The sequence below is a fragment of the Corynebacterium auriscanis genome (genome assembly GCF_030408435.1).
Lineage (GTDB): Bacteria > Actinomycetota > Actinomycetes > Mycobacteriales > Mycobacteriaceae > Corynebacterium > Corynebacterium auriscanis.
Window position 1 is genome coordinate 72,782 of sequence record NZ_CP047046.1, and the last position, 13,005, is coordinate 85,786.

Below are 13,005 nucleotides of genomic sequence, written 5' to 3' on the forward strand. Positions count from 1 at the left end.
ATTGCCTTCTTCTATATCGACGCCTCGCTTCACCCCTATGAACGCGGCACCGCAAGCCAACAACTCAAATACACCCCCTGCCACCACGGAAACAACCACCAACCCCACCGGTGGGCAGCACCCGAGCCCCCTCGGTGATGTAGAGAGAGGATGCACCTCCCCTCCCCAACCATTGGGGCAGCGGCACACGGTGGGTGATTAGTTATACAAAATGGCGGTGGCGTGACCGTTATCAACCGCCGTAGTGTACAACTCAGTCAGGGTCTCTAAATCAGCGTCCGTATCCCCATCAACAGTGGCCCCAGCCAACGCCCGAGCCAACCCAGCGGTCTGTTCCACCGACGCCACATACAACGCCGGATCCTCACACAACAACCTCACACCAATAACCGCCTGACGCGCATCCCAGTCAGACAACGCCGCGGCCAACTCATCAGCGGCCTTATCAATATCGGCACCCGGGCCGTTAATTTCGTCTTCCATCCACTCCATCGCCAGATCCACCGCAGTATCCTCATCCGTCGAAACCAACTCAGCGTACTGATCAGCAGTAATCGGAAAATAATTAGGGATCAACACAACAATCACAAACCTTTCACGTTAAAAGCAGGAAGCAGAATCACGAACTTTTCGACATCTTTTCAATGTCTTTTTTAAACCGCGGATCAGTAGCATACGCGGTGTCTGTGACCCACTGGAACTCCGGATGCTCACGAAACGCCTTCTTCTTCACCCCGCATGCAATCAGCGTTCCCTGCCACTCATAAAGAATCTCCGGCTCATGGACGCTAGTGGCCTTCAAAAACCGATTAATCTGATCGAAATTCTTCGGATGAATGTTGTAAATCATGAGGTTCGTATCAGCCTCAACGATCCTACGGATGGCGCGGCGATCCCCACCAGAGTCGATGTAGAACAACATCTCATCCACCGCATGGGTGATATCCAAATCCTTCGCACCCAGATTAATAAGCATGCCCATATACGACCGAGACCACTCATCCAACGGGCGTTCAGCCTTATGCCGATGCTGGGCAATGAACTGCCGCTTCTGCGCCGGCGTGAACGTCCGTTTTGCCTCCGTAACATCATCAATGATGCTGTCCGGGTCTTGATAAAAATCCGGTTTGACCTCCCTCAGCTCAGCGATGATCTGCTGTTCAATCGCCGGGTCTTCAGGCTCATATGGGTTGGGGATATCCATTGTGTCTCCCTTTCTATAGCGTCGTAATAGTTCGGGCAATCGCAGATTCTGACATGGTGTGATGCACCACTTGTCCCTCCGCGATCGCCGTCTGCAACGGGCCAGACAGCTTCGTCTCCGGGGCCGTCACCAAATGGTACGCAGCTTCTTTTTCTTGTGCTTGAGCTATGCCATCTTTCAGCTGCGAGGTGAGCCCTTGCTTTTTGACGAACTTCGCCTCCACAATTGAATCGTCCCAAAGCGTAATGTCAGTGATACGGGTTTTACCGCTGATACCCCTATAGGTGGTCCGCGGATTTCGTTTCATGAAGCTGCCGTCGAATGTATCCTTCGCGATGGACTCACCCAAAGCACCCTTCTGCTGCGGGGTCAGCGCATCGATCTGGCGTTGCAGCTGCTTATTTTTCACATGGCTCGCCAACCCCAGTACGTCGACCCAGTGTGCTGCGTGGTCAACATACCCCTGCCCAGACGCCACCCGAGGCGCTAACCCCAACGGGTCCTGGGCGTTATACGAACCCACAACCGGCTGGTAATACCGAAACCGGTTATACACCCACCCCGACTCCGCATCCTCATACTGACCGGCAAACAACAACGGACTCGACACCCCACCGCACCAGGTCCGCTTCCCATACAAACTCTGCGTCACCCGGCCTTCTACCTGTCCGGTGGCCGGATCAATAATCTCCTGCGGAGCACCAGCTACATCAGCCACCAGAGCATAAAACCTCGCATCCACCCGCGCCTGGGACCACCCCGATGCCATCGCACCTTCTGGGTGACCTGCCCTGCCGGCCGTGCCTGCCACACCCAATACCTGCGAACCACCACCAGCAGGTCCCTGGCCGCACCGGGCCTCGAGATACCCACCATCACCAGTAACACCATCACCACACCGGCCAGCACGATGAGCAGTAGCACGACCAGCAGCCCCACCCCCAGCAGCCACAGTGATCTGACCGATCACCTCACCAGTGGCCGGATCAACCGACCACACCAACCCACACCCCACACGCCCAGCATCGCCCGTATCCACCGTGGTCAGTGGATCCGGCGACCGGTGAGGTGATCGGTCAGGTCACTCTCACCCCCACCACCACGACTACTACTGCTGCTGGTGGGTGTGGTGGTGGATCCGCTGCCAGCCCCGCCGCGGCGACTGCTGGTGGTGTGGGTGGTCGGTGTGGGGATGGTGTTACCGGTGATGGGGGTGTGCTCGAGACCCGGTGTGGTCAACACGACCTGTCTGGTGCGGCTAAGGGTGTGCCCACACCAGCACATACCGCCACCACTACTAGTGCTGCTGGTGGTGTGGGTGCGGGGTCAGGTGACCAGCCAGGTGATGGCTTAGGTGGTGGCCCTGGTGGTGGCCTTGGTGGTGGTGTGGATGGTCGGTCGGTGTCACAGTGGTCGCAGGTGGTGGTGGATGCCCGGTTTTATGCGCTGGTGGCTGATTTGGCTGGTGCTCCGCAGGAGATTATTGATCCGACGACGGGTGTGGTTGCCGGCCAGGTGGTGCAGAGTTTGTATGGCACACGCAAGTGGGTGGGGGCCCAGGCGAGTCCGTTGTTGTTTACAGGCCAGTATGAGGATACGGAATCGGGGTGGGTGTATAACCGGTTTAGGTTTTACCAGCCGGTGTTGGGGTCGTATAACGCCCAAGACCCGTTAGGTTTGGCACCTCGGGTGGCGTCTGGGCAGGGGTATGTTGACCACGCAGCACACTGGGTAGACGCACTGGGGCTGATGTCCCGTATCCGGGACAACAAGACTACCGGTGAAAGATTCGAACAAACAGCAAAAGAAATGATTCGTAGAAAAATGGGAAGAGAAAATTGGGCAGACCAGGTCACCACCCGTGTTTATCGCGCGGACGGATCGTGGAAGAATAGCCGAGCTGACTTTATTGTCCGTGGTAATGATGGGCAATTCCACTTCATCGAGATCAAAAGTGGAAATGCTAAGCTCACCGAAGGGCAACAGCTGGTACGCGATGAACTCGCCAAGGACGGTGGTGCCGTGGAAATGCGTTCCAGGGGGCCGCGAAAGTTAACTCCGCTCCGTGTCGGCATGTCAGACTTGTTGCAAGGGCAATTTCATACCTTCTATTTAGATCAGGCCAGCCACGTAGAAATGCTAGGGATTCTACTCGGTAAAATCGCATAGGAAAGGAACGGATTCATATGGCAGCGCCCAAACTCTTTGCTGAAGCAGACGCGTGGTTTGCCGAGCGAGGATACAGTCGAGAAAAATGCAAAGAACCCACCTGGGTTAAAACTCTCGGACCGGATCTAGAAATCTACTTCGACTGCGATCCTATTGCGTTGTCTCCAGACATCTTCGATACACGAATTGGCTTTAGCGCGCGTTTTCCAAAACTAGCCAGCTTTCATGCATCCTTGCACCTACCCAATTCTAAAAAGGGTAAACCCATTGGAATTGGTAAGGGGGCAGCGTTAACATGCAAAGCCAATAACAATACTTGGCTACCAGATTATGAACCGCTTGAGGCTTCTGGTGCTGGGCCGTATTGGGATGAGTTTTACGCTATGACGGCACACGCGCTGCCGGGTATTGAGGCCGAGCTGACGGCCGCCACGGATTTCCGGCCCTCCATTAAGGCCGGTAAGTACTGGCAAGTCGATGGTTTTCCGTTTTCTGACATGCTCATTCTCCTCCATTTGGAACAGTGGGATGAAGCCCAACGTCTTCTGGAGACCACGGATTGGTATCACAAGCTCAACCCTCAGAATATTCGGGATTACCCGAACAAAACCACGACTGAGGAAGACGTGCAGCACGCGACCCGGACATTGGCCGACTACATTGAGACCCACCGAAAGGATTCTTAACCGATGAGTTACGACATTGTTGTGATCGATCCCGCGACGGTGCCGACTGGTACCCATGACGAGTTCATGCAGTGGTTCGACAACACCTCGCAATGGGATCAGTCAAGCAACCATGACAGCACGAATGGTTCTTGCCCGGCTATCGCTGAATGTTACACGCAGCTGGCATCGACGTTCCCGGATATCAACAGTGATATCGATGAAGATGACGAGGAAGCCGACGACCCCGTCACCGAGTACACTATCGGCACAGATTTCCTCTACATCGCATTCGACTGGGCTGATGCTGAAGAAGCGATCGAGGCGGTTACCACTATCACCAGCCAACGTGGTTTAGCTTTCGTCGATATCAGCGATACCACGACTATCCACTTCCCCGACGGTCGTAAACTTGCCCCTTAACCACGCCTGTGTCCCCGCCCCGGCGGGGTGTGACGTGGGTTTACGTAGTACCGGCTGGGGCATCACGACGCGTGCCACCCCTTCGGCGTCGAGGTGTACACCTGCGACACACGAGCACTGCGGCGACGGTGCCGTCGCGGTGTCGATTGGGGATGACCTCGTTGTTAGAGGGGGCGTGGACGTTTGCCAGCTAGGGTGTTGTCGTACCAGTCCCCGACGGCTTTTGTCGCTGGGATAGCTTCCGTATCCGCAAGCCTGCTGTTGGATGATGGCGCTGACATGACCGGCGGACTGTGGTCGGAAAGATGCCTGAGACTACAAAGGCCTTTCTATGGCGGCAGCTGTAGCGATGGGCTCACCGGTGATGGGGGGTGCTCGAGGCCTGGTGTGGCTAGGGCTGGTTGGGCTGTGGTGGTTCACGCGTACTGGATGTGGCAGATAGTGCGGGTGTGGTTGCCGGCCAGGTGGTGCAGAGTTTGTATGGCACACGCAAGTGGGTGGGGGCCCAGGCGAGTCCGTTGTTGTTTACAGGCCAGTATGAGGATACGGAATCGGGGTGGGTGTATAACCGGTTTAGGTTTTACCAGCCGGTGTTGGGGTCGTATAACGCCCAAGACCCGTTAGGTTTGGCACCTCGGGTGGCGTCTGGGCAGGGGTATGTTGACCACGCAGCACACTGGGTAGACGCACTGGGGTTGATGGCGCACAAGCGCACGATTTCCGCAACAGACCGTGGTTACCTACGAGGCGGTCCATATGCTCGATTGGAAACTGCGAATCTCCAGGGTGGGGCTGCCGAGCGCCACCATATAATCAGCCAGGAGGCATTAAAAGCGAACGGATTCGATCCGGCCTATGCGCCAGCGATTCAAATGGAAAAAGGCGCTCACAAGATGACCCTCTCGCATGGTGCCCAAGGTCAGTTTGGTCGTATTTACAGACAATATGAATCGGATATGATCGCTAATGATCGCATGGATGACCTAGTGCTCGATGAACTAATTCGTATCGAGCAGATGCCCGACCATATTGGAACCGACAGACCTTTAGAGGCACTCAATAGCTACCTTGATTGGAAGGAGAATGGATTTGGATTTCTCGCGTGAGGGGTTGCGCAGTCTTCCCGTTACCGCAGATTTTGGAGTCTTACGACAACGATTAGCTGATGTCATTGACATGTCATCTCCTATCGGAGAAAACATCTCAGGAACACTCTTGCTTGGGCGGTCGCCGCGTCAGGTTTCTATATCTCGTTTAGCGAGTCAGCCCCACCTCTATAGTGTGACCTTGCTTAGCATCGACGACGATGATTCTTTCGAAAGGGTGAAAATCAAAAATTCGGATGTTCCCGAACTTGAGAAGCAATTGATGAACATTTCCGATGACTTTCACCTGCATAGCAAGGCTATCGTCTCTGATTCATTAAAACTCTCCGTTAATTTAGACAACGAAGAGGTGGTTGGGCTTTCTTGGTATCACCCCAACGTCGAAGTCGGCTAGATCATTCATTTTCGTTGATCAGCTCCAAGCCCCCGAACATTCAGAGTAAGTCGGGACCCCCGCAACCGAACGGTTGTAGACATCAACCTTGGTACCGTTCTGGGAACGTCTACCGCTACTGGCAATCCTTTGACTGAGATTCTGTTTCGTTTGTGTACATGGGGAAATCTGGAGCATGCCCACCAGGTATTATCAGGATGCGAAAGGTTGTGTGGCCCCTTTAATCGAGGATCGCATCCTGAGAGAAAGCGTTTCCCTCCAAAGGCGCGTACTAGGTGGTCGCACCGAAGCGTGAAATGTCCCACCTTACCGCCCTCCAGTAGGTTCAAAAGGCCCGCCGGCATGGTCTTCCCACTCAGAATGGGAGTTTCGTCTTCGCCGTGAATGCCACGTTGAGCGGCAAATCTAGGAGCTTTGTGACACGAATTAGTTGTTGAAAGCCGCACCGAGCTTTTCACCGTGGAACTCCACCCAAGACGCAATAAATTATCTGGTTCGTTGATGGGCACCGGGATCGTTTCTCTGTTGAGCTCATGCGCCAGACGATGGCCACCCACCGTGCGGCGGTTTTGTCACTTTTCGTGGTTATCGGCAGTCCAGGCTGCCAGAATCAGCGCGCGGGGTGTAATGCCGTTTTGATCGAGTGCGTCACGGAGATTCCCCCACGCAATAACGGTGCTGCTGGTCTCCGTAAGCCGTGGCACGCATTCAAGCGCGAGGGAGTCAGCCTCGGGCGTGAGCACACTGCCCGCTTTTCTGTGTCTAGTGGGACTCAGCTCAAGGCTACGGGACGATAGCCGGTGACGACGTGGGAAAAGCCCAGCCGGGCGCTGTACGCTCTGATATGGTCAGACGCAGTTTTCAAGGCTGGCGGGCCAAACTGGTTGGGGGTGGTAGATATCACTTCCGTTCGTACGACTGATGGGTTCGTTGACGGGTGGTTCGTGACGGATGAATCTTGTTACACGATTGTTGGACGGGCCTTGCCGGATACGATGCGCACCGAAGCCCTGCCGTTGGAGACGCTGAATCAGGCTCTCGTGTTAGCGAGATGAATAGCTGGTTTCGTGCATCATTCCGACCATTGTTCGAGAGTTAAGTTAGCGTCGCCCATAACGATAGGCTTGCGGATGCGGAAACTGTCTCGTTAACAGAGCCCATGAGGATTCGTAGGTCAACGCGCTGATCGAAAACGTCGACGACTCCTACCAGAATGCTCTGATCCATACCCGACGATGGGGCGGGGTGGCTGACGTCGGAATTTCAACTTTTGAGTGGGCGCCATGGTGGAACTAGCCAGGACTCCAAGTCCTTCCTCGGATACGAGAACTCTAGCTGAGGTCGAAGCCTCCTTGTGGGTCCAAGATCAAATATCAGGAATGTGAACAGGGTAAACCCCTAGAACAAAACTCAGGGCAGGTCAGTAACGGTCGGCAGAAGGGCCATGCCCGGCGAGGCGAATGAATTTTCCCGTGACGGCGAAGGTGTGTAGTTGTTATTGGCCTAGGGGTGTTGCGTCAGCAGGAGTGAGCGTGGCGTCGGTATAAAGAAAATAGAACCTTTCCAAGGGGGCGGGTAATGGAACATCTACCCCAGTGATTCTGCAGGCCGTGCGACGGGTGTGACCCGTAGTGTGTTAGGTGATGGGGCTGCCGGTGGTGGGATCCGTGGTGGGCAGACCAGTGGTGGTGGGGTGTCGGTGGTTGGTTCACGTGGTGTGGTTGGTGGTGTTGATGGGCCCTCGGCGGTGGTGGGGCGGGAGGAGTATGGGTTGAGCCCGGCTGGTGTGTTGGTTTCGACAGATGATGGGGTTGTGGAGTTTCATCGTCGGTTGCCTACGCGGGTGGGGCGGACGAGTTTTGTGTACGATGCGGCTGGTCGTGTGGTGCAGACGGTGACGAAGCGGTTGGGTAAAAAGCCGTTGGTGCATCAGTTTTTTTATGCCACGGGGCAACAGCCTGTGGGGTTTTGTTCTTCCGATGTCCCGGGGGTGGGGTATCGCTATGTGTATGACGGGGTGGGCCGGCGTGTGGCGAAAGAGGTCGTTGATACTGCGACGGGTCAGGTGGTGTGTCGGCAGGTGTGTGCTCATACGGGCAATCAGTTAGCGGCGGTGGTGACCACGGTGGATACGGGGGATCCTGGGCGTGTGGGGTGTGGGTTGGTGTGGTCGGTTGATCCGGCCACTGGTGAGGTGATCGGTCAGATCACTGTGGCTGCTGGGGGTGGGGCTGCTGGTCGTGCTACTGCTCATCGTGCTGGCCGGTGTGGTGATGGTGTTACTGGTGATGGTGGGTATCTCGAGGCCCGGTGCGGCCAGGGACCTGCTGGTGGTGGTTCGCAGGTATTGGGTGTGGCAGGCACGGCCGGCAGGGCAGGTCACCCAGAAGGTGCGATGGCATCGGGGTGGTCCCAGGCGCGGGTGGATGCGAGGTTTTATGCCCTGGTGGCTGATGTAGCTGGTGCTCCGCAGGAGATTATTGATCCGGCAACCGGACAGGTAGAAGGCCGGGTGACGCAGAGTTTGTATGGGAAGCGGACCTGGTGCGGTGGGGTGTCGAGTCCGTTGTTGTTTGCCGGTCAGTATGAGGATGCGGAGTCGGGGTGGGTGTATAACCGGTTTCGGTATTACCAGCCGGTTGTGGGTTCGTATAACGCCCAGGACCCGTTGGGGTTAGCGCCTCGGGTGGCGTCTGGGCAGGGGTATGTTGACCACGCAGCACACTGGGTCGACGTACTGGGGTTGAAGTGCCATAGGTTAGCCTCAATGAGCTTAAGGATGCTGGAGTTCCAGCGAAAGACCGATCAGCTGTGCAAGTCTGGCTTAACGGAAGGAACACGGACGCTTATGTCTACTCTTATATGGACAAAACCGGCAACGAGATGCAGTACATTGGAATGACTAATAATCTAGACACCCGAGCACTGCAACATGGAAACCGTTTCGGAACGCGTATGATGCCCGCGGAACTAAATAAGAAAATGCTGAGTGAGAACGCAGACTCAATGACCCGTCGACAGGCACGGGCTCTCGAAGAACTAGGAATCGACTCGCACGGCATGGCGAAGGAGGACCGCTTACTCTTGAATGCTCGCCACGAGATAGGAATAAATGGATCAGCGGGAAAGAATGTACGCAATGGGGCGCTGAAATGGGCGCGATACATGGTAGATTCAGAGGCAATTAGAGTTTACGGAATGTGAGGGACTAGTGGCCTACCAGATTGTTTTAGATCCCAACTCTAAAGCCATACGACGCGCCGATAATCTTCATTTGAGACTGCAGTTGAAACGCGGAAGTGTAGATGCCTACCTTTTACGCAAAGCTTTTCACGTAGGTTTCGGTTGTCTTATTGGTATCCCGTTTACAGATAATAATTTGGCCGTTCTAGGAGTAGAGAACACCTCTCTAGTTACACAGTGGAGTGACCTCGGCCAAGAATGGATTATTCCGCCCTTCACACTACAAAACAGCTTTTTCGGAAAAGGCGGACCATTTGTGAGGATAGGTAAACTAGATCCGACTGCTTACGTGTTCGATCCAGAGGCCACGGCAATTCTGGCAGAAGTCGAAGACTACAGTCCGTATCTTCTCGACTTCGTCCCCAGACGAAAGCTTCAGTCAATCACGTTGGGCATCCGTCCTAACGAGTTGGATCGCACCGATTGGCGCATCAAGATGCACGAATCTAAAGCTGCGGTACGAGAGCCAACACAGTCAGAACGCAACCTCCCGCTTGTACCTTGGACCGTCTTCGGCTTAGGGGATCCCGATTTATGGCTCGAACAATTCAGATGTTTATGTCTGGGGCAGCCAATTCCCAGCGTTGTTAAAGGCGCCGACGACTCTTGAGATTTCTAAATCTTATCCAGTTCGATTCAGATTTAAAAAGATCCTGAACTGCTACCATTTAATCGTAGAACGCCCCAACTTTGATCAAATTGTCCTCCTCCACGTAGAAGGTTTATCCCCCATCGTTACGGAAGACAGAAGTCGAGGTGAAGCCCGACTCGATACTAACGGCAAGCCGGGCAATCCATTCTCACGGGATCTATAGATCGGAGCATCTGCACCTCCATAACTGTTGCGACGCCACGCCTTGTGAGCTCATTGACACCACCACGGATCCGGGACTCGCTGGATTCTGAACAGATAGTTTCGTTGAAAATCGATTACAGTTTGACCTGCCGCAGCTGACGGACCACAATGATCATCCCGAAACGACTGCATGCATAAGCTGCTGGCGTTATCTGGCTCTTCCGGATCTAGGGTGCGTAGCCGGGATGAGAGAACACACATGAGAGTCGGGACCCACCACACGATATAGGGGCCCCCGGTGCGGAGATGGGTGTTACCACACAACCATCTTTCGCCCCGAGGACCTATGCCCGATTCTACGTCTGTTGTCGCTGACACCATCATCCGCACCGTCGAACTCGGCCTGACGATCACAGGTGCTGCCATTGGCGGAAATCATACGTGGATCACCTGCCGCCCAGTTACCGTGGACCCCTCGTGCACAACCTGCGGGATGGAAGGGGCGGCTGCGTGGTCACCGGGTCCGGCAGCTCGTCGACCTGCCCGTCGTCGGGCATCCCACCCGGTTACGGATCCGGGTACCACGGTTGACCTGCACCAACACCGCGTGCACGGTGAATCTCTTCCAGCAGCAACTGACGTGCGCGAAGCCGAAAGCCAAGCTCACCGCCCGATCGCCACGCGCTGGATCCTCCAGCGTCTGGCGATCGACCGGATGAGTGTTGCCTCGATCTCGACGTCCCTGGGCATCGGGTGGGATCTGGTCAACCAGGTGGCACTGGATCAGGCCCGTGAGCTGGTCTACTCCGATCCCCCCCGGGCCGGAGTACGTGTTCTGGGGGTCGATGAGCACAAGTGGAAACACCGCCGCGGCGACGGCACCCCCGGCTTCGTCACCGTCATCGTCGACCTGACCCCGAATATCGACGGCACCGGGCCTGCCCGGCTGCTGGACATGGTGCCGGGCCGATCGGCTGAGGTCCTGCGCCGCTGGCTCGCCGCCCGGGAGAAGTCCTTCCGTGACCGGGTGAAAGTCGTGGCGATGGATGGGTTCGCCGGTTACCACACCGCCACCGGCGAGCAGCTGCCCAAAGCGAGGAAGGTGATGGATCCGTTCCCTGTGGTGCATCTGGCCGCTGATAAGCTCACCTTGACCCGGCAGCGGATCCAGCAGGACACGTGCGGGCATCGCGGCAGGTCAGGAGATCCCCTGTACGGGGTGCGTCGGATTGTGCTGGATCCGGATGGGTCTGCTGACCGACAAGCAGCAAGCGAAGCTGGACGCGGTGTTCGCCGACGAACAGCACGTGGCTGTGGACGTGACTCATTGGACGTATCAGGACATCATTACAGCATATGAGCATCCCGATCGTCGGGTCGGGAAGAAGGGGATGGTCACGGTGATGTGCCGGATCCGGAAAGATCTCCCGGCCGGGGTCCAGGAGCTGGGGCAGTTGGGTCGGACGATGTGGAAACGCCGGGCGGAGATCCTCGCCTACTTCGACACCGGCGCATCCACCGGGCCGGTCGAGGCGATCAACGGCAGGCTCGAGCACCTGCGGGGAATCGCCCTGGGTTTCCGCAACCTCAACCACTACATCTTGCGGTCGCTGATTCACTCGGGAGGGCTCCACGCCAAGATCAACGCACTCTAAACCCGGAAGAGCCGTATAACGCCCAGGACCCGTTGGGGTTAGCGCCTCGGGTGGTGTCTGGGCAGGGGTATGTTGACCACGCAGCACACTGGGTCGACGTACTGGGGCTAGTAGGTAAGAATGCTCATTGTCGGATAGGTCACTGGGTCTCACGCGACGTACTCGGGAAGAAAGCTTATAAGAGTGATGTGGGACACTTGTTTGACCCCATCATATACATAAAGGTGAAACCAATATAGATCGAATGGCAAGAGGAATCGCACCAATTGGGCATGATGGACAGTCACTACAGATCCACCACATTGGCCAAGATGATAAATCCACTTTAGTAGAGTTGACTAAGGCGCAGCATAAAAGCAACCATAGAACTCTTCATATTGTTACTGGCTTAAAGACCAGTGAATTCCCAACGGATGTGACTCCTGTAAATCGAAGTGCTGTCAAAGCGTGGAAACGGCAATACTGGCAAGAAAGGGCTCTAGACTTTAATGATTAACTTAGAAGATTTCGCGGGATTCGAAGACAGCTACGCATTTGGAAAAGGAAGCCGCTTACGAGAGATCGAAGCAGGGTTTGCTGAGGCTCCGGCATGGCTACCTGAAGATTTCAAATATCTCTTTACTCAATGTGATCGATGGGCTCTAGTCGGAGTGGAAATGTTTTCACCGTTGCCCGTACCCTATTCGCCCGATCGACGTGCGCTTACTCTCAATGCCGAGTTCCACGAAGACTACCCTGGTCATGATGACTTATTCGCTGCTGGCGAGATGGGTGACAACGATTATCTTGTGCTCCAGTATGTAGAAGACGCCGTGATGTGTGGCTATTTCAATACAGAAGACGAGGAATGGTTCGGGAAAAAATTCCCGAGTCTTACAGCGTGGGCGTACGCCTGCCTCAAGGCCAATGGGGATCCGAGTGTCTAACTCGAGGGAGAAGATTCAAGGGCTTCAACGCGGCCTATCATTGAACGATAGGTCATTTGATGAAGTGGTTTTCGATAGTGTTTCCTTTGAAAACTGCTCTTTTATTCACACTGCTTTTAACCGTTGCGCTGGGAGGCACGTTTCACTGAACGGGTGTCAGGTTTATGACCCGCAGTTCAGCAACTGTGACTCTTGGGATCATGTCAGATTGGTCAACACCAATGTCATAAAAGTGCAGAAACAGATCGATGTGACTGTTCTTTCTCATGTTGAAGCCAGCACGTTTCAAGACGTGTCGATTTACGGGAAACGATCTCAACCTGTTACTTCTCTCTCGATGATGGAAAGCACTATTGTTGGCAAGCTGGCCCATGTCACTATTTTCGAAAACCAGGCCTAGGATCAACTGCTTGGATGCGACTTC

At 55.1% G+C, this 13,005-nt stretch carries 13 protein-coding genes and 1 pseudogene; 11 read left to right on the plus strand and 3 right to left on the minus strand.

The window, feature by feature from the left end:
* Window positions 1-198 precede the first annotated feature (198 nt).
* Genes CAURIC_RS00310 through CAURIC_RS00320 form a run of 3 tightly spaced genes read right to left on the minus strand, consistent with a single transcriptional unit; the run spans window position 199 to window position 2,243 of the window.
* Window positions 199-579 carry a DUF1877 family protein gene (locus CAURIC_RS00310; protein ID WP_172644120.1) on the minus strand — a complete coding sequence of 127 codons (381 nt, stop codon included), beginning with the start codon at window positions 577-579 and terminating at the stop codon, window positions 199-201.
* Between the two features lie 40 nt (window positions 580-619).
* Complete coding sequence (locus CAURIC_RS00315; protein WP_290182878.1) at window positions 620-1,204, minus strand: hypothetical protein; 585 nt, start codon at window positions 1,202-1,204, stop codon at window positions 620-622.
* Window positions 1,205-1,217: 13 nt separating this feature from the next.
* Window positions 1,218-2,243 carry an RHS repeat-associated core domain-containing protein gene (locus CAURIC_RS00320; protein ID WP_290182880.1) on the minus strand — a complete coding sequence of 342 codons (1,026 nt, stop codon included), beginning with the start codon at window positions 2,241-2,243 and terminating at the stop codon, window positions 1,218-1,220.
* Window positions 2,244-2,251: 8 nt separating this feature from the next.
* Between CAURIC_RS00320 and CAURIC_RS00325 the strand changes: the two genes are divergently transcribed.
* From CAURIC_RS00325 to CAURIC_RS00375, 11 genes and pseudogenes are all read left to right on the plus strand, one after another.
* Window positions 2,252-3,373, plus strand: coding sequence for an RHS repeat-associated core domain-containing protein (locus CAURIC_RS00325; protein ID WP_290182882.1), 1,122 nt, complete (start codon window positions 2,252-2,254; stop codon window positions 3,371-3,373).
* Window positions 3,374-3,390: 17 nt separating this feature from the next.
* On the plus strand, window positions 3,391-4,059 hold the full coding sequence (locus CAURIC_RS00330; RefSeq protein WP_290182885.1) for a hypothetical protein: 669 nt from the start codon (window positions 3,391-3,393) through the stop codon (window positions 4,057-4,059).
* Window positions 4,060-4,062: 3 nt separating this feature from the next.
* Entirely contained in the window at window positions 4,063-4,461 is a 399-nt protein-coding gene (locus tag CAURIC_RS00335; RefSeq protein ID WP_035116404.1) for a hypothetical protein, read from the plus strand.
* Between the two features lie 431 nt (window positions 4,462-4,892).
* The gene (locus CAURIC_RS00340; RefSeq protein WP_290182888.1) at window positions 4,893-5,567 is read left to right on the plus strand and encodes an RHS repeat protein; all 675 of its coding nucleotides are present in this window, start codon (window positions 4,893-4,895) and stop codon (window positions 5,565-5,567) included.
* The gene (locus tag CAURIC_RS00345) at window positions 5,545-5,961 is read left to right on the plus strand and encodes a hypothetical protein (RefSeq protein ID WP_156963482.1); all 417 of its coding nucleotides are present in this window, start codon (window positions 5,545-5,547) and stop codon (window positions 5,959-5,961) included. Before CAURIC_RS00340 ends, CAURIC_RS00345 begins: the two co-directional genes overlap by 23 nt.
* A 1,621-nt stretch (window positions 5,962-7,582) precedes the next feature.
* Complete coding sequence (locus CAURIC_RS00350) at window positions 7,583-8,863, plus strand: RHS repeat-associated core domain-containing protein (protein ID WP_290182891.1); 1,281 nt, start codon at window positions 7,583-7,585, stop codon at window positions 8,861-8,863.
* A gap of 309 nt (window positions 8,864-9,172) precedes the next feature.
* Window positions 9,173-9,814, plus strand: a complete 642-nt coding sequence (locus CAURIC_RS00355) for a hypothetical protein (protein WP_035114894.1) — start codon at window positions 9,173-9,175, stop codon at window positions 9,812-9,814.
* 532 nt (window positions 9,815-10,346) lie between these two features.
* Window positions 10,347-11,655, plus strand: a pseudogene (locus CAURIC_RS00360) (ISL3 family transposase).
* A gap of 235 nt (window positions 11,656-11,890) precedes the next feature.
* Window positions 11,891-12,151, plus strand: a complete 261-nt coding sequence (locus CAURIC_RS00365; RefSeq protein ID WP_290183443.1) for an HNH/ENDO VII family nuclease — start codon at window positions 11,891-11,893, stop codon at window positions 12,149-12,151.
* Entirely contained in the window at window positions 12,144-12,581 is a 438-nt protein-coding gene (locus tag CAURIC_RS00370) for a hypothetical protein (RefSeq protein ID WP_035114896.1), read from the plus strand. Before CAURIC_RS00365 ends, CAURIC_RS00370 begins: the two co-directional genes overlap by 8 nt.
* A 232-nt stretch (window positions 12,582-12,813) precedes the next feature.
* Window positions 12,814-12,981 (plus strand): hypothetical protein, encoded by a 168-nt coding sequence (locus CAURIC_RS00375; RefSeq protein WP_235700782.1) that lies wholly within the window; start codon window positions 12,814-12,816, stop codon window positions 12,979-12,981.
* Window positions 12,982-13,005 lie beyond the last annotated feature (24 nt).

Excerpts from the sequence above, each read along its gene's own strand:
- CAURIC_RS00335 (WP_035116404.1), top strand. The coding sequence starts at position 4,063 with ATGAGTTACGACATTGTTGTGATCGATCCCGCGACGGTGCCGACTGGT.
- CAURIC_RS00315 (WP_290182878.1), bottom strand. The coding sequence starts at position 1,204 with ATGGATATCCCCAACCCATATGAGCCTGAAGACCCGGCGATTGAACAG.
- CAURIC_RS00330 (WP_290182885.1), top strand. The coding sequence starts at position 3,391 with ATGGCAGCGCCCAAACTCTTTGCTGAAGCAGACGCGTGGTTTGCCGAG.
- CAURIC_RS00370 (WP_035114896.1), top strand. The coding sequence starts at position 12,144 with ATGATTAACTTAGAAGATTTCGCGGGATTCGAAGACAGCTACGCATTT.
- CAURIC_RS00345 (WP_156963482.1), top strand. The coding sequence starts at position 5,545 with ATGGATTTGGATTTCTCGCGTGAGGGGTTGCGCAGTCTTCCCGTTACC.